The sequence below is a fragment of the Thiomicrospira sp. WB1 genome, assembly GCF_001507535.1.
Classification (GTDB): domain Bacteria; phylum Pseudomonadota; class Gammaproteobacteria; order Thiomicrospirales; family Thiomicrospiraceae; genus Hydrogenovibrio.
Genome location: NZ_LQBN01000001.1, coordinates 814,881 through 838,858, shown reverse-complemented (window position 1 = coordinate 838,858; position 23,978 = coordinate 814,881). Strand labels below are relative to the sequence as shown.

Annotated in this window: 21 protein-coding genes; 8 read left to right on the top strand and 13 right to left on the bottom strand. The window is 54.3% G+C overall.

What is annotated here, in order from left to right; all coding sequences use genetic code 11:
* The first annotated feature begins 38 nt into the window (after positions 1-38).
* Positions 39-1,043, top strand: a complete 1,005-nt coding sequence (locus AVO41_RS03745) for a 2-hydroxyacid dehydrogenase (protein WP_068582748.1) — start codon at positions 39-41, stop codon at positions 1,041-1,043.
* 3 nt (positions 1,044-1,046) lie between these two features.
* Here AVO41_RS03745 and glnE read toward each other — a convergent pair whose 3' ends face one another.
* Positions 1,047-3,824 carry a bifunctional [glutamate--ammonia ligase]-adenylyl-L-tyrosine phosphorylase/[glutamate--ammonia-ligase] adenylyltransferase gene (gene glnE / locus AVO41_RS03740; protein WP_068582745.1) on the bottom strand — a complete coding sequence of 926 codons (2,778 nt, stop codon included), beginning with the start codon at positions 3,822-3,824 and terminating at the stop codon, positions 1,047-1,049.
* A gap of 52 nt (positions 3,825-3,876) precedes the next feature.
* Positions 3,877-4,677: a hypothetical protein gene (locus AVO41_RS03735; RefSeq protein ID WP_068582742.1), complete on the bottom strand. Its 801-nt coding sequence runs from the start codon at positions 4,675-4,677 to the stop codon at positions 3,877-3,879.
* 163 nt (positions 4,678-4,840) lie between these two features.
* Here AVO41_RS03735 and AVO41_RS03730 point away from each other — a divergent pair, with 163 nt between their 5' ends.
* Both AVO41_RS03730 and AVO41_RS03725 read left to right on the top strand, forming a co-directional pair.
* A complete protein-coding gene (locus AVO41_RS03730) occupies positions 4,841-5,179 on the top strand; it encodes a P-II family nitrogen regulator (RefSeq protein ID WP_068582739.1) in 339 nt (112 codons plus the stop codon).
* Positions 5,180-5,223: 44 nt separating this feature from the next.
* Positions 5,224-6,468 carry an ammonium transporter gene (locus AVO41_RS03725; RefSeq protein ID WP_068582736.1) on the top strand — a complete coding sequence of 415 codons (1,245 nt, stop codon included), beginning with the start codon at positions 5,224-5,226 and terminating at the stop codon, positions 6,466-6,468.
* Between the two features lie 66 nt (positions 6,469-6,534).
* On the opposite strand, the gene AVO41_RS03720 is transcribed toward AVO41_RS03725, so the two are convergent.
* Positions 6,535-6,975 carry a hypothetical protein gene (locus AVO41_RS03720; protein ID WP_068582732.1) on the bottom strand — a complete coding sequence of 147 codons (441 nt, stop codon included), beginning with the start codon at positions 6,973-6,975 and terminating at the stop codon, positions 6,535-6,537.
* A 140-nt stretch (positions 6,976-7,115) separates the two neighbouring features.
* On the opposite strand from AVO41_RS03720, the gene AVO41_RS03715 reads away from it, so the two are divergent.
* The 4 genes from AVO41_RS03715 (at position 7,116) to AVO41_RS03695 (ending at position 11,934) form a co-directional block, all read left to right on the top strand.
* A complete protein-coding gene (locus AVO41_RS03715; RefSeq protein ID WP_068582730.1) occupies positions 7,116-7,907 on the top strand; it encodes a flagellin in 792 nt (263 codons plus the stop codon).
* A 277-nt stretch (positions 7,908-8,184) separates the two neighbouring features.
* Complete coding sequence (locus AVO41_RS03705; protein WP_068582725.1) at positions 8,185-10,968, top strand: valine--tRNA ligase; 2,784 nt, start codon at positions 8,185-8,187, stop codon at positions 10,966-10,968.
* Positions 10,946-11,656 carry a TIGR04211 family SH3 domain-containing protein gene (locus AVO41_RS03700; protein ID WP_068582722.1) on the top strand — a complete coding sequence of 237 codons (711 nt, stop codon included), beginning with the start codon at positions 10,946-10,948 and terminating at the stop codon, positions 11,654-11,656. Before AVO41_RS03705 ends, AVO41_RS03700 begins: the two co-directional genes overlap by 23 nt.
* Before the next feature lie 41 nt (positions 11,657-11,697).
* Positions 11,698-11,934: a DUF2789 domain-containing protein gene (locus tag AVO41_RS03695; RefSeq protein ID WP_068582719.1), complete on the top strand. Its 237-nt coding sequence runs from the start codon at positions 11,698-11,700 to the stop codon at positions 11,932-11,934.
* A gap of 55 nt (positions 11,935-11,989) precedes the next feature.
* On the opposite strand, the gene AVO41_RS03690 is transcribed toward AVO41_RS03695, so the two are convergent.
* The 9 genes from AVO41_RS03690 to AVO41_RS03650 form a co-directional block, all read right to left on the bottom strand.
* A complete protein-coding gene (locus AVO41_RS03690; protein WP_068582716.1) occupies positions 11,990-12,439 on the bottom strand; it encodes a hypothetical protein in 450 nt (149 codons plus the stop codon).
* An 81-nt stretch (positions 12,440-12,520) separates the two neighbouring features.
* Entirely contained in the window at positions 12,521-13,174 is a 654-nt protein-coding gene (gene nfsB / locus AVO41_RS03685) for an oxygen-insensitive NAD(P)H nitroreductase (protein ID WP_068582713.1), read from the bottom strand.
* An 85-nt stretch (positions 13,175-13,259) separates the two neighbouring features.
* On the bottom strand, positions 13,260-13,550 hold the full coding sequence (locus tag AVO41_RS03680; RefSeq protein WP_068582711.1) for a hypothetical protein: 291 nt from the start codon (positions 13,548-13,550) through the stop codon (positions 13,260-13,262).
* Entirely contained in the window at positions 13,547-14,179 is a 633-nt protein-coding gene (gene parA, locus AVO41_RS03675; RefSeq protein ID WP_068582707.1) for a ParA family partition ATPase, read from the bottom strand. Before parA ends, AVO41_RS03680 begins: the two co-directional genes overlap by 4 nt.
* 209 nt (positions 14,180-14,388) lie before the next feature.
* Positions 14,389-14,709, bottom strand: a complete 321-nt coding sequence (locus tag AVO41_RS03670; protein WP_068582704.1) for a hypothetical protein — start codon at positions 14,707-14,709, stop codon at positions 14,389-14,391.
* Between the two features lie 108 nt (positions 14,710-14,817).
* A complete protein-coding gene (gene lpdA, locus AVO41_RS03665) occupies positions 14,818-16,578 on the bottom strand; it encodes a dihydrolipoyl dehydrogenase (protein ID WP_068582701.1) in 1,761 nt (586 codons plus the stop codon).
* Positions 16,579-16,587: 9 nt separating this feature from the next.
* Positions 16,588-17,937 (bottom strand): dihydrolipoyllysine-residue acetyltransferase, encoded by a 1,350-nt coding sequence (gene aceF, locus AVO41_RS03660; protein ID WP_068582698.1) that lies wholly within the window; start codon positions 17,935-17,937, stop codon positions 16,588-16,590.
* A 101-nt stretch (positions 17,938-18,038) separates the two neighbouring features.
* Positions 18,039-20,699 (bottom strand): pyruvate dehydrogenase (acetyl-transferring), homodimeric type, encoded by a 2,661-nt coding sequence (aceE, locus tag AVO41_RS03655; protein WP_068582695.1) that lies wholly within the window; start codon positions 20,697-20,699, stop codon positions 18,039-18,041.
* A 341-nt stretch (positions 20,700-21,040) separates the two neighbouring features.
* Positions 21,041-21,544: an RNA pyrophosphohydrolase gene (locus tag AVO41_RS03650; protein ID WP_068582693.1), complete on the bottom strand. Its 504-nt coding sequence runs from the start codon at positions 21,542-21,544 to the stop codon at positions 21,041-21,043.
* 200 nt (positions 21,545-21,744) lie between these two features.
* On the opposite strand from AVO41_RS03650, the gene AVO41_RS03645 reads away from it, so the two are divergent.
* Complete coding sequence (locus AVO41_RS03645) at positions 21,745-22,410, top strand: HAD family phosphatase (RefSeq protein WP_068582690.1); 666 nt, start codon at positions 21,745-21,747, stop codon at positions 22,408-22,410.
* Between the two features lie 91 nt (positions 22,411-22,501).
* Here AVO41_RS03645 and ffh read toward each other — a convergent pair whose 3' ends face one another.
* Positions 22,502-23,899, bottom strand: a complete 1,398-nt coding sequence (ffh, locus tag AVO41_RS03640; protein WP_068582686.1) for a signal recognition particle protein — start codon at positions 23,897-23,899, stop codon at positions 22,502-22,504.
* Between the last annotated feature and the right edge of the window lie 79 nt (positions 23,900-23,978).

Here is a 23,978-nt window from a genome sequence, read left to right as displayed (position 1 = left end):
GATAAATTCGTCCGGTTAACACAAGACTGAGGTCAAAGATGAAAGTCGCCTGCTTTAGCACCACCAAAACTGACAAGCGCCAGTTTGAAAAAATGCTCACGCCTGAGATGGGCATCGACATGGACTATTTTGATGTGCACCTGTCACTCAAAACCGTGCCGCTGGCACATGGCTTTGATGCGATCTGTGCGTTTGTCAACGACCACGCCGATGCCGACGTAATGGCCAAACTCTCGGAATACGGGGTCAACGCCATCGTTCTGCGTTGTGCCGGGTTCAACAATGTGGACGCTAAGGCCGCGGAAAAATACAACATTCAAATTCTACGCGTGCCCGCCTACTCGCCACAAGCCGTGGCCGAACACGCTCTGGCATTAATCATGACGCTCAACCGCAAAACCCACAAATCCTTCAACCGGGTGCGTGATGGCAATTTCACGCTGGAAGGCTTGCTGGGCTTTGATCTGTTTGAAAAAACCGCGGGCGTGATCGGCACTGGGCGCATCGGCCAGGAAGCAGTGCGAATTCTGCGAGGACTGGGGCTGAACGTTCTGGCTTACGATCCCTATCCGAATGACCGTGTCACGGAACTGGGCGCCAAATACGTTGGTTTGGATGAAATTTATGCGCAAAGTGACATCATCACGCTGCATGTGCCTTTGTTGCCTCAAACCGAGCACATGATCAATCGCGAGGCGATTGCCAAAATGAAACCCGGCGTGATGCTGATCAACACCAGTCGTGGTGGCCTGATGGAAGCCAAAGACTTGATCCATGGCCTAAAAAGCGGACAAATCGGCTACCTGGGAATCGACGTCTACGAACAGGAAGACAACCTGTTTTTTGAGGACCACTCCGAAGAGATCATCCATGATGATGTGTTTGAACGCCTTATCACCTTCCCGAATGTGTTGATTACCGCTCATCAGGCCTTTTTCACTCAGGAAGCGCTCGACAACATCACCGCCACCACCCTCGACAACCTAAAGGATGTCAAAGGCGGCTCACTAAAACCCGAACGTTGCGTGCGTTGTGAGGGCTAAACCTCAGACACACCCACCCTTCAAGTCGCATTGCTGAGTCATGACGCGGTCCCAGATTTGTGCGACCGCTTCGCGCTCTTGGGCATAGTCGTCGGCAGGCACGCGCGCCTTTTTGTTTTGCAGTGCCAGACGGTGATAACGCGCCCGGTAATGCCGATAGGCGTCGATCAACGCCTGCGATTCCGACTCGGGGAGCAGTTGCTTTTGTGCAATGGTTTCAAGCAGGCGAATGTTGTCCGACCACTGCATCAGCGCATCGATTTCACCGGCATAGCCGAGCACAAAATACTGCACCATAAACTCGATGTCGACAATCCCGCCACGGCCTTGCTTCAGGTCAAAGACCTCGGCGTTGGTTTTGTCCAGTGAGCGGCGCATTTTGTCACGCATCTCCACCACCGCCTGTTTGAGTTCGGCCTTGTCACGTGGCTTGGCCAGCATTTGTTTGCGAAAGGCGTCAAAATGCTCAATCACACTCGTGGCACCGGCCAGAGCACGCGTGCGCACCAGCGCCTGATGCTCCCAGGTCCAAGCTTTGTTTTGCTGATAGGCCTCAAACGCGGCCATGTCGGTGACAATCATCCCGCTCTCGCCATTGGGGCGCAATCGTGTATCGACTTCATACAGGGTGCCGGTGGGCATAAAGGTGGTGAGCATGGAAATGATTTTTTGCGCCAAGCGCATGAAGTATAAGTGGTTTTCCAACGGCTTGTCGCCTTGGCTTTTCAAAGACGAATCGGCGTCGTACACAAACACGATGTCGAGATCCGAGCCATACCCCAACTCGATGCCACCCAGCTTGCCGTAGCCGATCACGGTCAGAGGGCAGGCATCCGGGTCGTCACAACCGCCCGGCAGACCGGAACGCGACTGCATAAAATACCAGGCGTAGTCGGTCGCCACTTTTACCACGGCTTCGGCGATCCAGGTCAGGTAGTCGCTGACCTTCATGATCGGCAGGTGCCCGGTGATGTCGGCGGCGGCCACACGAAACACCTGGGCGTGTTTCCATTGGCGCAACTCATTCATAAAGGCTTCGTCATCGCCCTGATGACGCTGGCGAATTTCCACTGCTTCGGCCAGCAGCTCATCGGCCAACAGCGGCTCATATAAAATGCGCTCATCCAGTAGCTGGTCCAGCAAAGACGGGTATTTGACCAACATGTCAGCCATCCAGCTGCTGAGCTCACACAATTGCAGCAAATGCTTGACCGCTTGCGCGTTTTCTTTGAGCAACACCAGATAGACACTGCGCCCCATAATGGTGGTCAAGACTTTCAATACGCGCTCCAGCGCCAGTGCCGGGTGTTCGGTGTGCTTCAGCTGACGCAACAACAACGGCATCACCCCATCAAAGCGGTTCAATGCCTCGGAACTGGCATGCGTATAGGGTCGCTGCGCATAAAAATGATTCAGCAACCGGCTCAACGCCTCGGCATCCGGCAACCCCAGCGCTTCCAGCGACGCCGTTTCCACCTGGTCAGTCATACAGGCCTGGTCAAAGCCATCGTCGACCGGACCTTCATCCTCTTTTTGTGCAAACACGGCGTCAAACTCCTGCTGCACATAGGCCCGCTTGGCCTCCAACGCTTCATGAAACGCCACGTAATCGGCATAGCCCATGGATTCCGCCAGCGCCTGACGCGGTTCGGCCTCAGTCGGCAAATCGTGGGTTTGCTGGTCATTCCAGATCTGAAGGCGGTTTTCCGCGCGACGCAGAAACACATAAGCGGCCCTAAGGTTGTCCGCGGTCTCGGCATCAATAAACTGGCGTTCGACCAACGTGTCCAGCATCGGCATCAATGCACGCCCCTGCAGAGCCGGTTCGCGCCCGCCATGCACCAGCTGAAACGCCTGCACGATGAATTCAATCTCACGAATGCCGCCGGGCCCGAGCTTGATATTGTGGAAACGATCTTTTTTCTGCACCTCGACATTGATCATCTGTTTGAGTTCGCGCAGCGATTCAATCGCGGTAAAATCCACGTACTTGCGATACACAAATGGCCGCAGAATCTCAAACAGCTCTTTGCCCTGTGCCTCATCGCCTGCCATGATGCGCCCTTTAACCAGCGCATAGCGCTCCCAGGCCCGTCCGTGCACCTGGTAATAATTTTCCATCTCGGAAAAACTGACCGCCAGCGGCCCGCTCTGTCCGAAGGGACGTAACCGCATATCCACACGGTACACCGTCCCCTGTGGCGTGAATTCGGTGAGGGATTTGTTCAATGCCTGCCCCAGGCGGATAAAGAACTGATCGTTGGGCAAAGGCCGTTTGCCTCCCTCGGTCTGCCCCTTTTCCGGATAGACAAAAATCAAATCGATGTCTGAGGAAAAGTTCAGTTCCTGCCCACCGAGCTTGCCCATACCGATGACCAGCATTTTCTGAACCTCGCCCGAGTGCTCACCAATCGGCGTGCCGTGGCGCTCGGTCAAAGCGTTGGTATGCCAATCCAACGCGCCTCCGACCAACGCATCCGCCAGGTCAGAGAGGTCACGCATGGACTCATTCAAATCCGCCAGCCCGCTCAAATCGCGCAAGGCAATGCGCATCATCTCGACCCGGCGGTAATGGCGCAGGGCCTGATTCAAGGCCGCCACCGTTTCACAATTGGCCAACGTCTCTTTGATGGTACGAATCATCTGACCGTCCGGATAAGGATCGGCCCAGACCGATGGCTCAAGCGCCTCGGGTGCCCGTCGGCCTTCATTCACCAGAAAACGACTCCAGCGCTGGAGCTGCTCAACATCGGTCACAAGGAACGGGATGGCGTTTGACATGGACACTCTTCCTTACGTTTTAAGCGGTTTTCACCAGGCCTGGTGAAAAACCTCATTCATCCGACCGATGTCGGTCGGGGTAATACACAAACAACTGGGTCTGGCGTCGGTCACTTAAGGTCAGCACTTCATCCGGCGCCACATCCGGCACCGCAAAACTGTTGGACACAAACACACTCTGCTCGGGCATCTCCTGCACCACCTTAAGCCACAAGCCGGGCATAGGCTCGGGAGACAGGAACGCATAGACCACATTGTAGCGGCTCAAATCCAGGTGCCACAGATTGCGGGCAAATACCTGCCCGCCCTGAATGCGGCTGCGCGCCCATGACACCGCAAACGGAATCGGGGCCGTTTCCACGCCCTGCGACTCGATCACATTGTGCTCGCGGCTCATGGCCACCACATTCGCGCCAAACCCACAGCCCAAATCCATAAAACGCACCGACGGGATCGGACGCACCAAATCGACCAGTGCCCGGCGCGTCAGGGAATTGGTTAAATATAGCGGCACTCGCTCGGTCAGGGCGTTGGCAAAAAACAGATAAATCAAGGCAAAGGCGCCCAGTGCCCACCATGGGCTCAATGACCAATTTGCACCAAAATAAAGCCCCACTGGCAAAAGCAGCTGAATGGGGCCCCACCACCTGGGCAAACCGAAAAGACGGGTCACGCCCCAGGCCAGAGCACCCTGAATCCAAATCAACACCGACCATTCATAAGGCGGGTCAATCAAGGCGGGCGCGAACCAGACGCCTCCGGCCAACAGCAAAAGGGCAAGCAGCTGGGCAATCAGCGCATGCAGCAGACGGCGCCAGGGCAGCCATTGTCGGGACACCGCGGAGTCAGCCATGCACCAAAACTAAAACTTTGTCACCAAAATAAAACATATGCCGCAAACTACTGACCCAAAATTAAGGTTAAATGGTTGTTTTTTCGTTGTTTTATAAATCTGGCACATTCCAGGCTTGAAGGCGGGTGAAATCTTTTTTTCACTCACCAAAACAGGGGTTAGTATGAAACTAGTCGTCGCAATTATCAAACCTTTTAAGCTTGATGATGTGCGCGAATCTCTGCATGAAATCGACGTGCATGGGATGACCGTCACGGAAGCCAAAGGGTTCGGTCGCCAGAAAGGCCACACCGAAATCTATCGAGGGGCGGAATACGCCATCGAGTTTCTGCCTAAAGTTCGCATCGAAATCGCCGTGGCCGATGAAAAGGTCGAAAGCGTGATCGAAGCCATCGGACAAGCCGCTCGCACCGGCAAAATCGGGGATGGCAAAATCTTTGTCAGCTCGATCGAACAAGCAGTGCGCATTCGAACCGAAGAACAAGGAGACGTTGCTCTGTAACCGGAACCAAACACTTTTCGGATTAAGGCTAAAGGATTGATATTATGGAACAAATACTTGAACTCAGTTACGCGTTAGATACGTTTTACTTTTTAATGTCCGGGGCGCTGGTCATGTGGATGGCTGCGGGCTTTACCATGCTCGAAGCTGGCCTGGTGCGCACCAAAAACACCACCGAGATTCTGGCCAAGAACGTCGGCCTTTTCTCGATTGCCTGTTTGATGTACATGTTGGTGGGTTACAACATCATGTATGGTGATTCAGTCAACTCCGTGATTCCAGGTATCAGCTTCCTGCTGGGCGGCGATAACGCGACTGCGGCGGTTGTTGCAGGCGGTGACGATGCACCTTACTACTCAACTATGTCTGACTTCTTCTTCCAGGTGGTCTTTGTGGCAACGGCCATGTCAGTGGTCTCCGGTGCGGTGGCCGAGCGCATGAAGCTGATGTCATTCCTGGTGTTTGCGGTCGTTCTGACTGGTTTCATCTACCCGGTACAAGGTTTTTGGACCTGGGGCGGCGGTTTCGTCAGCCAGCTTGGCTTCTCTGACTTTGCCGGTTCCGGTATCGTTCACATGACCGGTGCGGCAGCAGCCCTGGCAGGTGTCCTGGTTCTGGGCGCTCGTAAAGGCAAATACGGTCCAAACGGTGAATCCCGTGCGATTCCCGGTGCGAACCTTCCTTTGGCAACCCTGGGTACCTTCATCCTGTGGTTGGGCTGGTTCGGTTTCAACGGCGGTTCTGAGCTGAAAATCTCAAACGTTGAAGAAGCCAATGCGGTGGCCATGATCTTTGTGAACACACTGCTTGCGGCAGCTGCTGGTGTGGTGGGTGCGCTGATTGTGTCAAAAATCAAGTTTGGTAAAGCGGATTTGACCATGATGCTGAACGGTGCTCTGGCCGGTCTGGTTGCGATTACTGCAGAACCTCTGGCGCCAAGCCCACTGCTGGCTTCATTCATCGGTCTGCTGGGTGGTGTGATTGTGGTCTTCTCAATCCTGATCCTGGATACCAAGTTCAAGATTGACGATCCAGTGGGTGCGATCTCTGTCCACGGTGTGGTCGGTGTCTTCGGTCTGATTGCGGTGACTTTCTCCAACGGCGATGCTACTTTGGGTGCTCAGCTGCTGGGCGCACTGGCGATCTTTGCCTGGGTCTTCCTGGCCAGCTTGATTGTCTGGTTGATCCTAAAAGCCATCATGGGTGTGCGCATCTCGGAAGAAGATGAGTTCGCCGGCGCAGACCAATCAGAATGTGGCATGGAAGCTTATCCGGAATTTACCAAGTAAGCGCATCCAACCCCATTCACTCTGAAACAAAACCCGGCTTAGGCCGGGTTTTTTCGTTTGAGCGGGCTATAAATTGCGCAGCCAGTACAAAAACCCAAGCCAGCGCATTTTCAGGCTGGGTTTGGGGGTAATCGGGTGATTGAACACCAGAATCACCGGCTGTGTGTCCGGGTTGTGCAACGGGTGTTGTGGCCAGTTGCGCAATTCGTCTTCTTCCATTCCGGTATCCATCGCCACCAATTGCCAGGGCACCGATGCCCCCTCTTTTTGTCCGTCATCGGTCAGAACCAATTGCCCATTGCGCTCATTCAGAGGCCACTTGTGCTCCAACACCACACTTTTGGTTTTACCGGCCTCGGTCCAGATGCGTACAACCTCCCCCTCAGCGAGCAAGGTGCCATAAGGCAGAAACAGGTAACGGGCCTCCAGACTGGCCACGGGCGCATCGGTCAGGGGCGGGCCTGGCGGAAATTCAAACTGGCAATACTGCTTGCCGCAACAACTCATACTCTCCTCCGACCGAATGGCTGAATACAGCCTCTGTGCATCTCAATGCTTTCACGGTTTTGTTTTTGTGAAAAACCCGTAAAATAAGAGATAAGTCACTCAAAAGCAATGCTTTTTATCTGCCGAGCAGGGAGGTTCCCATGGCCATTGATTCCATCAACACTAACCCCACCTACACCGGATACAACCGTCAAGTCGATTCGGCCACCGAGTCTTTAACGTCCGGCAAACGCATCAACAACAGCGCTGATGATGCAGCGGGGCAGGCGATTGTCACCGCCATGACCTCCCAGATTAATGCGCAGGATCAAGGGGTACGCAATGCCAACGATGGCATCAACCTGATGCAGACCGCAGGCGGAGCCACGCAAAATATTCAGTCTCAGCTGCAAACGCTGAGCACTCTGTCGATTCAGGCCATGAACGGCACCTACACCGATGCCCAGCGCCAGATGATGAACGAGCAGTTCAACCAGACCTTGCAGGGCATTGACCAGATTGCTCAAAACACCCAGTTTAATGGCATGAATCTGCTCAATGGCGACACCAACAATGTCAATATTGCGCTGGGTGAAAGCAGTTCCGAACTGACCATGGCGAATCTGACCAATGCCAACACCGGCCTGAACGGCCTGAACATCAACACCGCCGCCGATGCCGAAGCGGCTTATGATCAGATCTCACAGACCATGGGCACGTTGGAAGACACCCTGGCCAGTTTCGGCGCGCAGCAAAACGCCTTGACCAGTGCGGCGGACAACCTGATGAATCAAAACGTCAACACTCAGGCCAGCCGCAGCCAGATCAACGACACCGATTTTGCCCGAGCCGTGACCGAACAGTCACGTCAGCAGATCCTGCAGCAAACCCAAATTGCCATGCAGGCACAGGGCAACCGCACCCAAAGTGATGTGCTGGCTCTGCTGGCGTAAATTTCAGCGCCACTCATCCCCCTGTTTTTTGCCCGGCACTGGCTCAAACCGCCGGGCTTTGGTTTCTTGACCGCCTTGGCGAAAGCCCTCTGACCGCGGCCCAGTTTCTGCTATAATTGTTGCAATTTCTTCTGGGTCTTCAGCGCCGGGCACCCTTTTGAGACACGCAACCGATTTTTCTGTCCCTGACAGACATGGTTTCGTCGTGCCAAACGTGGAATCGAATGCCTTGCCCGTTGGCTGACCCGCAACCCCAATCACAACGTAAGACGCATACATGGACAAACATTTCGACCCGCAATCGATCGAGAAAAAGTGGTATCAGACCTGGGAAAACGCAGGCTACTTCAAACCCGCCCCCAGCCGCACGGGGGATCATTTCAGCATTATGATCCCGCCGCCGAATGTGACCGGCAGCCTGCACATGGGCCACGCGTTCCAGGACACCATCATGGATGCGCTGACCCGTTACCACCGCATGCGCGGCGACGAAACCCTGTGGCAGCCCGGCACCGACCACGCGGGCATCGCCACCCAAATGGTGGTGGAACGTCAGCTCGCGGCCAAGGGTTTGAGCAAACACGATCTGGGGCGTGAAACCTTCATCGACAAAGTCTGGGAATGGAAGCAGACCTCAGGCGGGCAAATCACCCAACAATTGCGCCGTCTGGGCATGTCACCCGACTGGAGCCGCGAACGCTTCACCATGGACGACGGGCTCTCCAACGCGGTGCGCGAAGTGTTTGTACAGCTGTATGAAGAAGGACTGATTTACCGCGGCAAGCGTTTGGTGAATTGGGACCCGGTGCTGCACACCGCCGTGTCCGACCTGGAAGTGGAATCCCAGGAAGAAATGGGCAGTCTCTGGCACATGCGCTACCCGCTCACCGATGGCAGCGGTCATCTGGTGGTCGCCACCACGCGCCCAGAAACCCTGTTTGGTGACCAGGCCGTTGCGGTGCACCCGGATGACGAACGCTACCAGTCACTGATTGGCAAAACCGTCACCTTGCCACTGGTTGGGCGTGAAATCCCCATCATCGCGGATGACTATGTGGAAAAAGACTTCGGCAGCGGCTGCGTCAAAATCACCCCGGCGCATGACTTTAATGACTATGAAATGGGCAAACGCCATGACCTGCCGATGCTCAATGTCATGACCATTGATGCGGCCATGAACGACGAGGTACCGGAAAAATACCGTGGCATGGATCGTTTCCAAGCACGCGAAACCGCAGTCAAGGACCTGGACGCGCAGGGGCTTCTGGAAAAAATCGAGCCGCACAAACTGATGGTTCCGCGCGGCGACCGTTCGCATGCCGTCATCGAGCCCTTTTTGACCGACCAGTGGTATGTGGCGGTCGAAAAACTGGCCAAACCAGCGATTGACGCGGTCAAAAACGGTGACATTGAGTTCGTACCCAAAAACTGGGAAAACACCTATTTCGAATGGATGAACAACCTGCAGGACTGGTGTATTTCGCGCCAGATCTGGTGGGGGCATCGCATCCCGGCCTGGTATGACGACGCCGGCAACGTCTATGTCGGGCGCAGTGAAGACGCGGTGCGAAGTGCACACCATTTGGCGGCGGACACTGCACTGCATCAGGACGAAGACGTGCTGGATACCTGGTTCAGCTCCGCGCTTTGGACCTTCTCCACCCTGGGCTGGCCCGAAAAAACACCGGAACTGGAAAAATTCCATCCCAGCTCGGTGCTGGTGACCGGTTTTGACATCATCTTTTTCTGGGTCGCGCGCATGATTATGATGACCTTGAAGTTCACGGGCGAAGTGCCCTTCAAACAGGTCTATGTCCACGGCCTGGTGCGTGATGCCGAAGGCCAGAAGATGTCCAAATCCAAAGGCAATGTGCTTGACCCGATTGACCTGATTGATGGCATCGATCTGGAAAGCCTGGTCGACAAACGCACCACCGGCATGATGCAGCCGGAAAAGGCCGCTAAAATCGAGAAGGCCACGCGCAAACAGTTTCCCGATGGTATTGAACCCTATGGCACCGATGCCCTGCGTTTTACATTCGCCTCTCTGGCCTCCACCGGGCGCGACATTCAGTTTGATCTGAACCGTTGCGAAGGCTATCGCAATTTCTGTAACAAACTGTGGAATGCCACCCGCTATGTGTTGATGAACACCGAAGGCGAAGACACGGGGCGCGATGACACACTGCCGACCACCCTGTCATTGGCCGACACCTGGATCACGTCTCGCTTGCAGAGTGTCACCGCACAGGTACACAAACACTTTGAGCACTACCGTTTTGATCTGGCGGCCAACGCCCTGTACGAGTTCACCTGGAACGAATATTGTGACTGGTACCTGGAGCTCTCCAAGCCGATTCTGCAGTCGGACACGGCAACCGAGGCCGAAAAACGCGGCACACGTCGCACCCTGGTCCGTGTACTGGAAAGTCTATTACGCTTGCTGCACCCCATCACCCCGTTTATCACCGAAGAAGCCTGGCAGTCGGTCGCCCCGCTCACGGGTGTGAACTTATCAGACACCCCGACCATCATGACCCAGCCTTATCCCGAGGCAAATCAGGCGCTGATGGATGAACAGGCCGAAGCCGAGCTGGAATGGGTCAAGCAGGTGATTATGGGCATCCGCCGCATCCGCTCTGAAATGAACATCGCGCCAAGCAAGCCTTTGCCGGTGCTGATGACACAAATGAGCGACAACGACCAGGCCTGGTTAAAAAACAATGACGTGTTTCTAAAAAAACTGGCGCGACTGGAACGCATTGAAACCATCGCGTCCGACGAACAGGCACCTGAGTCCGCCGTGGCACTGGTGGGCGAGATGAAAGTCCTGATCCCCATGGCAGGTTTGATTGACAAAGACGCCGAGCTTTCGCGCCTGGACAAAGGCATTCAAAAACTGAGCAAAGAGCTTGACCGCTTAAACGGCAAGCTCAACAATGAAAACTTTGTCAGCAAAGCGCCTGCCGCGGTGGTGGACAAAGAAAAGCTGAAACGTGATGACGCTGAATCCGCTTTGAAAAATTTAAAGGATCAATATGCCAAAATTGAGCAAATGTAAACCGTTTTCCCTGGCTTTGAGCCTGACCTTCATATTAGGCTGGATGCCGTCGGCCAACGCCGAGCCGTCGGATGGCTACACCCATTATGTCACCGATTCGATCGACATCCCATTTCGGACCAACCCCGGCTATAAATACAAAATTAAACGCATGCTGCCTTCGGGGACTCGTGTCAAAGTCCTGGAAATCCAGGACGATGGTTGGGCACGCTTGCTTTATAACCACAAAGGCACGGAAATCGAGGGCTGGATGCCATCGAGCGTGATCCAGAGTCAGCCCATCGCCGCGATTCGTCTGAAAAACCAGGAAAAACGCCTGTCCAACCTGGAAAAAGAACTTAACCAGCTCAAGGTGGAAAAAGACACCTTAAACGAGCGCCTGGAAGCCAGTCAGTCTGAACTGAAAGCGGTCAAAAAAGAAAACTTCCAGCTCAACAAGCAACTCGAAGAGATCAAAAGCATCTCAGGCGATGCGATCAAACTCAACGAAGAAAACCAGCAACTGGCTCAGGAAGTGGAAGCATTGCGCAATGACAACGCCATCATGAAAGAACAGATTGACCAGTCCGATGACGTGATTCAGCGCCAGTGGTTCCTGACAGGCGCCGGCGTTCTGCTGCTGGGTCTGCTGTTGGGTCGCTTCTTCCGTCTGCCCAGTCGCAAAAACCGTTGGGACACGTTAAACTAAACGTAACCGAATCTGACTCAGCGACGACACAGGAGGGCTTCATGGACACAGGTGAGCACACACTGAAGGCTTTGTTTGCCCAGCTTGGACTGGACAATGATGAGGCGGCTATGGACCGTTTTCTGGAAGCGCACAGCCCGTTGCCAGCGGGTTGCTTACTACAGGATGCCGATTTCTGGTCGGAGGGTCAGCGACAGTTTCTGATTGAAGCGATTGATGACGACGCGCAATGGGTCGATGCTGTCAACCACTTGGATACGTTGCTGCGCAAACCCTAACACGCCGTGATCTGTCTTTGAAACGACTCAGTGTGCTGGGGTTTTAATTCGATCGTCAACGACTGGGAATGGGATACCAAGGGGATTGCCGGGCTTTTTCCATCAAGGTTCGAAAGTCCGCCTTGAATCGAGCTTCCATCCCATCGGCTCGGGCTTTCTGACAGCCACCCAGCTCAAAGATACGCTGATTGATGCGCGCCTGAATCTCTGATTCCAGCTGGCGTGCATCCATCGGCATCATTTCCCGAACAAAATTGTTCAGGGTCATGCGGTATTTTTCCACGAACAGGCGATTGACCTGTGATTCCTGAGTCGACGCCGACACCCCGCGACAGCGCTGATTAAACACATCAAACGCCATCGCCGTTCGCACCAGTTGCTCGTGCAAAGGCTGCCCTTCCAAGGTTGTCAGATCTGTCTCCGCAGCCATGACCGTCGCCTGCAGACTCACGATCAACAACAGCCCTCGCAATACACCGCGAACAATCAAGCGCCCATCAACCATAGTGGTTCCTTTTATCGGTTTCAAGGTTTCATTCTAGCACGCCAAACCAACGGTTCTGCCCGGGTTGGTCAAAACAGCCGATTACACTTCGGTGAACAATTCGGTCTCAGACAGACGGGATTTGGGAAGCTTGGCATTAAAATCATCCGGGTGACGATAACCGAAGGCGATCAACGCCACGGCCGTATAACCTTGTTCAATCAGCCCGAACTCCTGATTCAAGGCGTTTGGATCAATCCCCTCGATCGGCACCGCATCGATGCCCAAAGCACCGGCGCCCAACAGCACATTGCCCATGTTCAGATAGAGCTGTTTTTCCATCCAGTGCGGTGTGTCTTTGAGTTGGGTACGATGAATGTTCAGATAAAATGCCCGAACCTGGTTAGCCATGTCTTTGCCCGCCGGATCCGGAAAACGGCCATCCTGTGCCTCGACGTCTGTAATACTCTCAAGATACGCCTCATCCATATCGAGTTTTGCACAGAATAGCACCACATGCGAGGCATCAAGAACTTTGGGTTCATTGGCGCTGAAAGGTCCCTGCGTGCCCTTGGCGATGCGCTTGCGCCCGTCTTCCGTGCTGGCAATCACGAAATGCCAGGGCTGGGAGTTGACGCTGGAAGGACTCCAGCGCAACAAATCCTTGATGGAATCAAAGTCACGCTCATTGATTGAACGTTCAGGATCGAATTTTTTGGTGGCATAGCGCCATTGAGCCGCCTCAACAATATCCATGTAAACACTCCTTTGAGTCCTTTGAATCAGATCTCAGAGCATACACGTTTTGCATCAACCGCTCAATGCAGGCGTTGAAACCGATTTAATCCGGCCAGACGCGCTGTCCCGTTGTGGTGGATGATGGGGTTTGTGCCGCCTTTTGTGATGAAGCCGCTTTGGTGGTCGGCAGTTTTTCGGCATTGGCCTTCACTGGGTTGTCAGACGACCCAACTGGCGCGGTTTTTTTCACGGGCGCCTTTTTAGGCGTCGCAGTTTTTGTCGCGGTTTTTGCAGTCGTGGCCGCGGTTTTTTTCTCCGCTTGGGTGGTTTTGGCCCGACGCACACTGCTGGCCAGTTTGTTGCGGGTGTTATTGCTTTTGTTTTCCGTTGTCATAGGACCTCCTCGATGACGGCTTGAATTTCTTCCACGGCGGGTTGGCCGCGTTTGCCCATTTCAAAAACACTGCGCCCTTCCATGGCGGCATTGCGATAGATTGCCCGGCGTCTGAGTCCGGCCTGCAAAGCCGGGATATCAAATTCTTCCAGCGCTTCCTGCATCGCACTCGACAAAGCACTGCGCGGCTCAAGCTGATTGATCACAATTCGGGCGTTGAGTTGACGGTTACGCAGCTTTGCATGATCAATGGCCTCGGCAATCCGGATGCTGGCCCACAGATCAACCGGGGACGGCAAAACAGGAATCAACACCGTGTCCGTCACCTGCATCGCCGACTGCATCACCCCGGTTTCCAGGGTCGGCGGACAGTCAATCACCACGTAATCAAAATCACGCCCGAACGTTTCCACCTCACGAGCCAGATGGCCGCCCACACTGATGACCGACACCGGAAAAGGCTTGTCCGCCGGTGCCAGCCGACTCCATTGCGTGGCCGATCCCTGTGGATCGGCATCAATCAGCAAGGTGCGCCCTTTCTGGGCCAGCCCCGCCGCAAAATTCATACTCAGGGTGGTTTTTCCGGTCCCCCCTTTTTGGTTACTGATCGCAAACACCTTCGCCGACATAGCTCTCCCAACTACCTTCACCAAGGATGGCATAAGCCAAAAACACTGTTTCCACCAGGCCTGGTAAAAACGTCTGATTCATGACAGACAGTATTACAGATTCTCAAACCGGTTCGAAAGAAAAAACAAGGCAATATTCTATTTATAAACAGGTTTCCATTCGTTAGAGCCTATTAATAAAACCAACATCCTGCGGAACCCTGCCACCTTTATTCGACCAGAAATTCGTCAATCAAATGGATAACGAATGCGGCATCGAATTCATCGTGATTGACGTCAGCCAGATGCACCGGCTGCAACTTACTCAGTTCATCCGGTTCATACAGCGCATACCCCACTTTGTATTCCTCCCCGAATCGGGCCAGGATAAACACCGCTTTTTTTCGATTGTCGCTATTTGCCAGCGCACAGGCGCCTTCCGGCATGTCATCCGGAACATCAAAGGCAATCGATGCCTCGGTGTGTTCCTTGCTGTATTCGGACTGGGCCTGCTGCACGATGGCGTGCAGGTCTTGATAACTTCGCACCATGTTATTTTCCTTTTAAACTTGGGACCATACAATGCCCCTAATCTTTGCCCCATCAAAAAACCCGCGATGGGTCGCGGGTTCAAAAATTAGAAGAACTAACCAGTCGGTTCATTTCTTCTTTTTCGGTGGAATCAGGTCGGTGATGGTGCCTTCGGCCATTTCCGCCGCAAAACAGAGCGTCTCTGACAGGGTCGGATGCGGATGAATGGTCAGGCCAATGTCCTGCATGTCCGCCCCCATTTCAATGGCAAGCATCGCCTCGGCGACCAACTCACCGGCATTGGGCCCGACAATGCCACAGCCAAGCAAGCGATGGGTTTTGGCACAGAACAGAGCCTTGGTCAGGCCATCATCGCGCCCCAGACTCAGGCTACGACCGGAGGCCGCCCAGGGGAAGGCGCCTTTTTCATAGTCCACGCCTTCGGCTTTGAGCTCCTCTTCGGTTTTACCGGCCCAGGCCACTTCCGGGTCGGTGTACGCCACCGACGGAATGCCCATTGGGGTAAAGGCGGAAGGCAGGCCTGCAATCACTTCGGCGGCCACTTTGCCTTCGTGCACGGCTTTGTGCGCCAGCATAGGCTGCCCCACAATGTCGCCGATGGCATAAATGTGATCGACATTGGTTTTCTGACGTTCATCCACGTCGATAAAGCCACGCTCGTCCACGGCCACACCGGCGTTTTCGGCACCGATCATCAGGCCATTGGGCTGGCGACCCACGGCGACCAGAATGCGATCGAAAGTGTCTTTTTCCGGGCAGTTTTTGCCCTCAAAGGTCACTTCCAAACCGTCGTCTTTGGCTTCAACGTTGGTCACTTTGCTGGACAGATAAATGTTTTCGTAGCGTTTTTTGATGCGCTTGAGCAATGGCTTGCTGATGTCTTTGTCCGCACCGGGGATGATGGTGTCGCCCAGTTCCACCACCGTGATATTGGCCCCGAGTGAATCATACACCTGCGCCATTTCCAAGCCGATGATGCCGCCACCAATGATCAACATGCGTTTTGGAATCTCTTCCAGTTCCAGCGCATCGGTCGAATCCATCACGCGGGGATCGTCATGAGGGATAAACGGCAAACGCACCACGCGTGAGCCGGCGGCGATAATGGCTTGGTCGAATGACACGGTTTTTGTGCCGCCATCACTCAGATCCACAGTGACCGTGTTGGCTCCGCTGAATTTGCCATAGCCCTGAACCACGTCAACGCCACGCGCCTTGGCCAGACCCGACAACCCGCCAGTGAGTTTGTTGATGACGTTGTTTTTGTGGTCGCGCATCTTGCCGATGTCGATTTTGGGCTCACCGAAGGAAATCCCGTGGTCAGCCATTTCCTTGGTCTCATTGAGAATTTCAGACATATGCAACAAGGCTTTCGAGGGGATGCACCCCACATTCAGACAGACGCCACCGATGCGCTCATAGCGCTCGATCATCACCACTTTTTTGCCCAGGTCAGCGGCACGGAATGCAGCCGTATAGCCGCCGGGGCCGGAGCCCAGCACCAGTACATCACAGTGTGAATCAGCGCTGGGATCAGCGGCTGCCTGAGGAGCCGTGCTGGTTGCGTCGGCTTTGGCGTCGGTCGCGGACACGGACGTTTCCACATTGGACGACACGCTCTGTTCGTCGGCAATTTCAATTTTGCCAACGTATGAGCCTTCCTGAACCTTGTCACCAACCGACAGATTGATCTCGGTGATACGCCCGGCATAGGGGGCAGGGATTTCCATGGTGGCCTTGTCCGACTCCAGTGTCAGCAGGGAATCGTCCTGAATGACTTCGTCACCGGGCCCGACCAGCACCTCGATCACATCGACTTCTGCAAAGTCACCAATGTCCGGAATGCGGATCTCTACTTCTTTACTCATGGCGCCTCCTTACAGAATCAGTTGTCTCAGATCAGACAGGTACTGACCCACGGTGGTGGTAAATCGAACGCCTTCGGCGCCATCAATGGCTCGATGGTCGTAGGAGACGCTGAACGGCATCATCAGACGCGGCTCGAATTCAGACCCGTTCCAAACCGGCTGCATCTTGGCTTTCGACAAGCCCATGATCGCAACTTCAGGCGCATTGACGATCGGGGTAAACTGCGTGCCGCCGATGCCGCCCAGGCTGGAAATGCTGAAACAACCGCCGGACATATCTTTGGGCGAGAGCTTACCGTCACGTGCTTTTGCGGACAGGGTCATCAACTCTTCAGACAACTCAAAAATGCCTTTTTGATCGACATCGCGGACCACGGGGACCACCAGACCATTGGGTGTGTCCACCGCAACGCCGATGTGGTAGTAATGCTTCTTGATAATGGACTGACCATCCGGCGACAGCGAAGCATTGAAGTTTGGAAAATCCTGCAGGGCTTTGACCACCGCTTTCATCACAAACACCAGCGGCGTGAGTTTAACGCCGGCTTTTTCCGCCTGGGGTTTCATATCCTTGCGGAACGCATCCATATCAGTGATGTCGGTTTCGTCAAACTGCGTCACATGCGGCACGTTCAACCAGCTTGTCTGCAGGAACTTGCCGGAAATCTTTTTGATGCGTCCAAGCTCTTCGGTGGTGGTTTCCCCAAACTGAGAGAAATCGACTTCTGGAACCGAAGGAATGCCGGCACCCGTGGCACCCGCACCCTGCCCTTGCATGGCTGATTTGATAAAGCCTTCCACATCGGTCTGCTGTACACGCCCTTTGGGGCCTGTGCCTGTGACCTGTCCCAGATCCACGCCCAGTTTGCGAGCAAACGCACGCACAGAGGGAGAGGCATGCGATTTGGCGCCCATCGACTGTGCATTCACAGGTTTTCGTGCGACTTGTGCAGCCTGATCAACCGAGGTGGTCGGCGGCGTGGCGGGTGGCTCTGAGGCCTGAGAGGCCGGTGCAGACGCACGCGTCTCAGCTGCCTCTTCTGCTGGCTTCGAGCTTGACGCAGCGCTCTGTGGCGCATCATCTGATGCAGAGGCACTGGCCTCGGTCGATGGCGCCGAGTCGTCAGCCGTCATCTGACCGATCACATCGCCTTCGGCGACTTTGTCACCGACTTTGACCGTCACTGATTCAATTTTTCCCGCGGACGGGGCGGGGATTTCCATGGTGGCCTTGTCCGATTCCAGCGTAATCAGCGAATCGTCAACCGCCACCTCATCGCCCTCACTGATGAGGACTTCAATGACTTCAACCGAGTCAAAGTCACCAATATCCGGAATGGTAATATCCTGCGTTGCCATAATCCTTATCCTTAATGTCTGTCAGTGATCGCAATCACTGAAAGGTGAATTCTGTCATGTCACCGGTCGGAACCATTGCTAGCTCCGGACCCGTGAGGTCGTTATGCATGGGTGGGATACACCGCACCGGCATCAATCTTGTAAGTTTCAATTGCTTTTTGGACCACTTCCGGCTTGATATCGCCTTGGTCCGCCAGCGCTTTAAGCGCCGCTACCACAACGTGATAACGGTCAACTTCAAAGAACTTACGCAGTTGTTCACGTGTGTCAGAGCGACCAAACCCGTCGGTGCCCAGCACATAGAATTCACCCGGCACAAACGCCCGGATTTTATTGGGGTATTCCCGAATGTAATCCGTCGCGGCCACAAACGGCCCTTTGGCCTTGGACAAGGTGGTTTCACAGTAGGATTTTTTCGGTTTTTCAGTCGGGTGCAGACGATTGTAACGCTCGGTTTCATCGCCATCACGCGCCAAAAGGTTAAAGCTTGGCGCCGCCCAGATGTCGGCGGCCACATCCCATTCCTGTTCCAGCATCTCGGCCGCCGCAATCACCTCGCGGAAGATGGTGCCGGAGCCCATCAGCTGAACGCGTTTTTTGTGCTTGGCTTTGGAAGTATGGAAACTGTACAGGCCTTTGAGGATGCCTTCTTCACAGCCTTCCGGCATGGCCGGGTGGCTGTAATTTTCATTCATACAAGTGATGTAGTAGTACACATCTTCCTTGTCATGCATCATGCGTTTGATGCCGTCACGAATGATGACCGCCATTTCATAGGCAAAGGTCGGATCATAGCTCAAGCAGTTAGGCACATGACTGAACTGAATCAGGTTGTGACCGTCGCTGTGCTGCAGGCCTTCGCCTTCGAGCGTGGTACGCCCGGCGGTGCCGCCCATCAGGAAGCCTCGGGCACGGGAATCCCCCGCTGCCCAGGCCAGGTCGCCAATGCGCTGATAACCGAACATGGAATAATAAATATAGAACGGAATCATGCTGGTGCCGTAGTTGGCATACGCCGTGGCCGCCGCAATCCAGTTGGCCATGGCCCCGGCCTCGTTGATGCCTTCCTGGAACACCTGCCCGTTGGCCGATTCCTTGTACCACATCAACTGATCGCTATCCATCGGTTCGTAAAGTTGTCCGGCCGGGTCATAAATGCCCACCTGACGGAACAGACCTTCCATGCCGAAGGTGCGCGCTTCATCCGGGATGATCGGGACGCAGCGTGGCCCCAGTTTTTTGTCACGCAACAGAATCGAAATAATGCGCACAAACGCCATGGTGGTGGACATTTCGCGATCGCCCGTGCCGTCGGTCAGCATTTTAAACGCTGAAAGCTCAGGCACCGGCAAAGGCTCGGCTTTGTCCTGACGAACCGGCAGCGAACCACCCAGCGCGTCACGACGCTCTTTGAGGTATTTGATGATGTCAGAATCTTCGGCAGGACGGTAGAACGGAATGTCTTTGTTCAGCTCTTCATCCGAAATCGGCACCGAGAAGCGATCACGGAAATACTTCAACCCTTCGATGTCGAGTTTTTTCTGCTGGTGGGCGGTGTTGGCTGCTTCACCGTATTGGCCCATGCCATAACCCTTGACGGTTTTGGCCAGGATCACCGTAGGTTGACCTTTGGTTTCACTGGCACGTTTGTAGGCATTGTAAATTTTGCGCGGCGAGTGACCGCCTCGAGTCAGGCGGAAGATTTCATCATCGGTCATGTCTTTGACCAGTTCCGCCGTCTCCGGGTATTTACCGAAGAAGTGCTCACGCACAAACGCGCCATCTTTGGCTTTATAGCCCTGGTATTCACCATCGACCACTTCGCCCATGCGTTCAATCAGTTTACCGGTGGTGTCTTTGGCCAGCAATTCGTCCCAGCCAGAGCCCCACAACACTTTGATCACGTTCCAGCCAGCGCCTCGGAACACGCCTTCGAGTTCATTAATGATTTTGTCATTGCCTCGAACCGGGCCATCCAGACGCTGCAGGTTACAGTTGATCACATAAATCAGGTTATCCAGTTTCTCACGGCGCGCCAGTTGAATGGCCCCCCGGGATTCCGGCTCATCCATTTCGCCGTCACCCAAAAACGCCCAGACTTTACGCCCTTCGGTTTCGGCCAGACCACGCGACTGCATGTATTTCATAAAGCGGGCCTGATACAGCGCCATCAAGGGACCCAAGCCCATGGACACGGTTGGGAACTGCCAGAAATCGGGCATCAACCAGGGGTGCGGGTAGGAAGACAGGCCATTGCCATCGACTTCCTGACGATAATTTTTCAGTTGTTCGGGTTCCATGCGGCCTTCAAGAAAGGCACGGGAGTACATGCCGGGTGCCGTGTGCCCCTGAAAGAACACCATGTCGGCACCCTGTTCGTGATCAGGTCCTTTGAAAAAGTGGTTCAAGCCCACTTCATAAAGCGTACAGCTCGAGGCATAGGAAGCAATGTGACCGCCCACACCGGAATGCTTGTTAGCACGAGCCACCATGGCCATCGCGTTCCAGCGTAACAACGCGCGCAATTTGCGCTCCAGCGACATGTCACCCGGATAACGTTCCTGCTCTTCCGGTGCAATGGTGTTGATGTATGGGGTATTGGCTGAGTAGGGAATATCAATCCCGTGCAGGCGCGCTTTTTCAATCAAACTTGCGATGATGTGCTGCGCCTTGTCGGAGCCTTCGAATGAAACGACGGCTTCCAGTGCATCGATCCATTCTTGTGTTTCTTGTGGATCCTGATCAACGAACTTATCGTTCATAGATTAACCTCTTTGGTTGGTGTTGCAGGGCGTATCCCTGTGTTTCGGAGGCTGGGTTTTCCGAAAACCATTCAGCGACAGATAGGTCGTATCGTCACCGCCAACGTGAACCACACCGGATTCCAGCTACTTTGTGTGTCCGGGGTGTATTTCGGTCCTGTCACAGGCCAAAATCAAATCAGAGCCCTGCCGACCGGCGTTGATCAAATTTTAACCAGGCCTGTCTCAGGGAAAATGTTAAGCGGGGATGATAACACTTTTTAATTGGCAATGCCTAACCGCCGAGCCTCTGAGTGCCCCCAAACAATTAAGGCATTGTGGAATCAGTATAAAGGGAAAACTCAATCCGTTGGATGACAGGTTTTTAACCAAAACTGATGCAGACAATTTTCGAGTTCCGTCAGCGCCTGGTGATACACCGCTTGCTTGAACGACACGACATTTTGAACCGGCAACCAGTAGTCCACCCACTCCCAGCCTTCAAACTCCGGCTCCTCGTGGGCCGTCACATCAATGTTGGCCTCATCCCCGACCATACCAAGCATAAACCAGATCTGTTTCTGGCCGATGCACACGGGCTGACTGTTTTGACGAATCAAGTGTTTGGGCAGGTCATAATGCAACCAGTCCTGAGTACGCCCTAACACACGCACATCACTGGGTTCGAGCCCAACTTCTTCCTTGAGCTCGCGAAACACGGCCTGCTGAGGCGTTTCGTGCTCGCGCATGCCACCTTGGGGAAACTGCCAGGCGTCCTGATTGACGCGTTTGCCCCAAAACAACTGGCCCTGCTTGTTTACAATAATGATCCCGACATTGGGCCGGTATCCCGATTCATCAATCACGAAATGTCCTTTGGTCTGTGCGAAAAAACGACCCCTGCTTTTGATCCGGGTCGCCTAACGCGCGTCATTTTGCGTTCAATTATGACAACAAAAGCGGTTTTATTTCAATTTTTTATTCCTTAAAATAGCCCTTTCAAGCGCGACTTCGGGCGGTCAGGCCGCAACTTTTTCCAACCTCTGCAAGCAAAGAAAGGGGCTTTATGGCACTGGCCATTTTTGATCTCGACAACACACTCATCCACGGCGACAGCGATTTTCTCTGGGGCCAGTTTCTCATTCACAAAAATGCGGTGGACCCGGCGTTTTATGAACAGGCCAACCACCAGTTTCACCAGGATTATCTCAACGGTACCCTCGACATCATGCAGTATCAGCGTTTTTCGCTGGCGCCGTTGACCCATTATGATTTGTCCACTCTCAACGCCTGGCGGGAAGAGTTTGTACAAGACTGGATTCGCCCTATCTACCAGCGAAACGCTCAGGACGTCGTCGATGCCCACCGACAAAACGGCGACACCCTTCTTATCATTACCGCTACCAACAGCTTCATCACCGCACCCATCGGCGCGTTGTACGGCATTAATAACCTGATCGGCACCGACCCGGAAGTGGTCGATGGCCGCTTCACCGGCGAAGTCGCGGGCACGCCCTCATTCCAGGACGGCAAAATCACCCGACTGCATCAATGGCTGGCAAATCGGCCGGACCTGTCGCTGGAAGGCAGCTACTTTTACTCCGACTCTCACAATGACCTGCCTCTGCTGGCGCAGGTCAGCCACCCTTATGTGGTGGATGGAGACGAGACACTCGTAAACGAAGCAAAGAAGCGGAACTGGCCTTGCTTGAGCTTCCATGCCGAAGCCTAGCCAAAGGCAGAGCAAACGCTAAGCACGCTTAAACCCGCTTTTTAACCAGGCCTGATCAAAAACTGAGCGTTCACTCCTTAACGAGCGGTGATCAGCGCATGCCCGGCGGCATCATCCCGCCGCCGCCCATGCCGGGTGGGAGTTTGCCTCCGCCCATACCACCCATGGCGCGCATCATGTTTTTCATGCCGCCACCTTTCATTTTCTTCATCATTTTTTGCATCTGCGTAAACTGCTTCATCAGCTTGTTCACCTCCTGCACCGAGGTGCCGGAACCGCGAGCGATGCGTTTTTTGCGCGACCCTTTGATGATGGCCGGGTGGGAGCGTTCCTGCGGGGTCATGGAATAAATAATGGCTTCCAGTCGCTTGAAGTCTTTTGCCACCACGTTTTCATCCACCTTGTCCTTGAGCTGGCCCATGCCGGGCAATTTGCCCATCAGGCCGCCTACCCCGCCCATCTGGTTGATCTGCTGCAGTTGCTCCAGAAAATCCACCAGGTCGAACTGACCGGATTTTTTGATCTTCTTGGCAAATTTCTGCGCTTTTTTCTGATCGATTTTGCTTTCCGCTTCCTCGATCATGCTCAGCATGTCGCCCATGCCCAGAATGCGCCCGGCCATACGATCCGGGTGGAAGGTTTCCAGCGCGTCGGTTTTCTCGCCCGAACCAATGAATTTGATCGGTTTGCCAGTAATCTGGCGGATTGACAGGGCCGCACCACCACGTGCGTCACCATCGGTTTTGGTCAGAATCACCCCACTCAACGGCAGGGCTTCGTCAAACGCCTTGGCGGTATTGGCCGCATCCTGACCGGTCATGGCATCGACCACAAACAGGGTTTCGGCCGGTTTCACGGCCGTATTGAGACGCTTGACCTCCTCCATCATGGTCTCATCCACATGCAGACGCCCGGCGGTATCAAGAATCAGCACATCAACAAATTCACGACGCGCTTGTGCATGGGCGGCCTTGGCTATCTCCACCGGATCCTGATCGGCACTGGACGGGAAGAATGATACCTCGATCTGTTCGGCCAGCGTCTCCAGCTGTTTAATGGCCGCAGGTCGATACACATCGGCGGAGACCACCATGACTTTTTTCTTTTCTTTTTCCTGCAGCCATTTGGCCAGTTTGCCCACCGAGGTGGTTTTACCGGCCCCTTGCAGACCCGCCACCATGAAGATCGCTGGTGGCTCGACATTAAAATTAAGCGGAACCGCCGCCTCACCCATGACCTCAGTAAGCTGGTCGCGCACAATTTTGATAAACGCCTGCCCCGGGTTGAGGCTGGTCGACACTTCCTGGCCGATGGCACGATCTTTAACCTGGTCGATGAATGTTTTGACCACCGGCAGCGCCACATCCGCTTCCAGCAGTGCCCGGCGCACATCACGCAATGCATCTTTGATGTTGGACTCGGTCAGCTTCCCCTGACCGGTCAGGGTTTTGAGTGTTTTATTAAGTCGGTCGGATAAATGATCGAACATGTGGACCCCGTGTTTTGATCGATTGAATGACCGCTAAAGCGTGCCGGAAAAACCTACCTCGCTCTCCGGTCATTTCAAT

Coding starts and splice junctions, on each gene's coding strand:
- AVO41_RS03745 (WP_068582748.1), top strand. CDS start 39: ATGAAAGTCGCCTGCTTTAGCACCACCAAAACTGACAAGCGCCAGTTT.
- glnE (WP_068582745.1), bottom strand. CDS start 3,824: ATGTCAAACGCCATCCCGTTCCTTGTGACCGATGTTGAGCAGCTCCAG.
- AVO41_RS03735 (WP_068582742.1), bottom strand. CDS start 4,677: ATGGCTGACTCCGCGGTGTCCCGACAATGGCTGCCCTGGCGCCGTCTG.
- AVO41_RS03730 (WP_068582739.1), top strand. CDS start 4,841: ATGAAACTAGTCGTCGCAATTATCAAACCTTTTAAGCTTGATGATGTG.
- AVO41_RS03725 (WP_068582736.1), top strand. CDS start 5,224: ATGGAACAAATACTTGAACTCAGTTACGCGTTAGATACGTTTTACTTT.
- AVO41_RS03720 (WP_068582732.1), bottom strand. CDS start 6,975: ATGAGTTGTTGCGGCAAGCAGTATTGCCAGTTTGAATTTCCGCCAGGC.
- AVO41_RS03715 (WP_068582730.1), top strand. CDS start 7,116: ATGGCCATTGATTCCATCAACACTAACCCCACCTACACCGGATACAAC.
- AVO41_RS03705 (WP_068582725.1), top strand. CDS start 8,185: ATGGACAAACATTTCGACCCGCAATCGATCGAGAAAAAGTGGTATCAG.
- AVO41_RS03700 (WP_068582722.1), top strand. CDS start 10,946: ATGCCAAAATTGAGCAAATGTAAACCGTTTTCCCTGGCTTTGAGCCTG.
- AVO41_RS03695 (WP_068582719.1), top strand. CDS start 11,698: ATGGACACAGGTGAGCACACACTGAAGGCTTTGTTTGCCCAGCTTGGA.
- AVO41_RS03690 (WP_068582716.1), bottom strand. CDS start 12,439: ATGGTTGATGGGCGCTTGATTGTTCGCGGTGTATTGCGAGGGCTGTTG.
- nfsB (WP_068582713.1), bottom strand. CDS start 13,174: ATGGATATTGTTGAGGCGGCTCAATGGCGCTATGCCACCAAAAAATTC.
- AVO41_RS03680 (WP_068582711.1), bottom strand. CDS start 13,550: ATGACAACGGAAAACAAAAGCAATAACACCCGCAACAAACTGGCCAGC.
- parA (WP_068582707.1), bottom strand. CDS start 14,179: ATGTCGGCGAAGGTGTTTGCGATCAGTAACCAAAAAGGGGGGACCGGA.
- AVO41_RS03670 (WP_068582704.1), bottom strand. CDS start 14,709: ATGGTGCGAAGTTATCAAGACCTGCACGCCATCGTGCAGCAGGCCCAG.
- lpdA (WP_068582701.1), bottom strand. CDS start 16,578: ATGAGTAAAGAAGTAGAGATCCGCATTCCGGACATTGGTGACTTTGCA.
- aceF (WP_068582698.1), bottom strand. CDS start 17,937: ATGGCAACGCAGGATATTACCATTCCGGATATTGGTGACTTTGACTCG.
- aceE (WP_068582695.1), bottom strand. CDS start 20,699: ATGAACGATAAGTTCGTTGATCAGGATCCACAAGAAACACAAGAATGG.
- AVO41_RS03645 (WP_068582690.1), top strand. CDS start 21,745: ATGGCACTGGCCATTTTTGATCTCGACAACACACTCATCCACGGCGAC.
- ffh (WP_068582686.1), bottom strand. CDS start 23,899: ATGTTCGATCATTTATCCGACCGACTTAATAAAACACTCAAAACCCTG.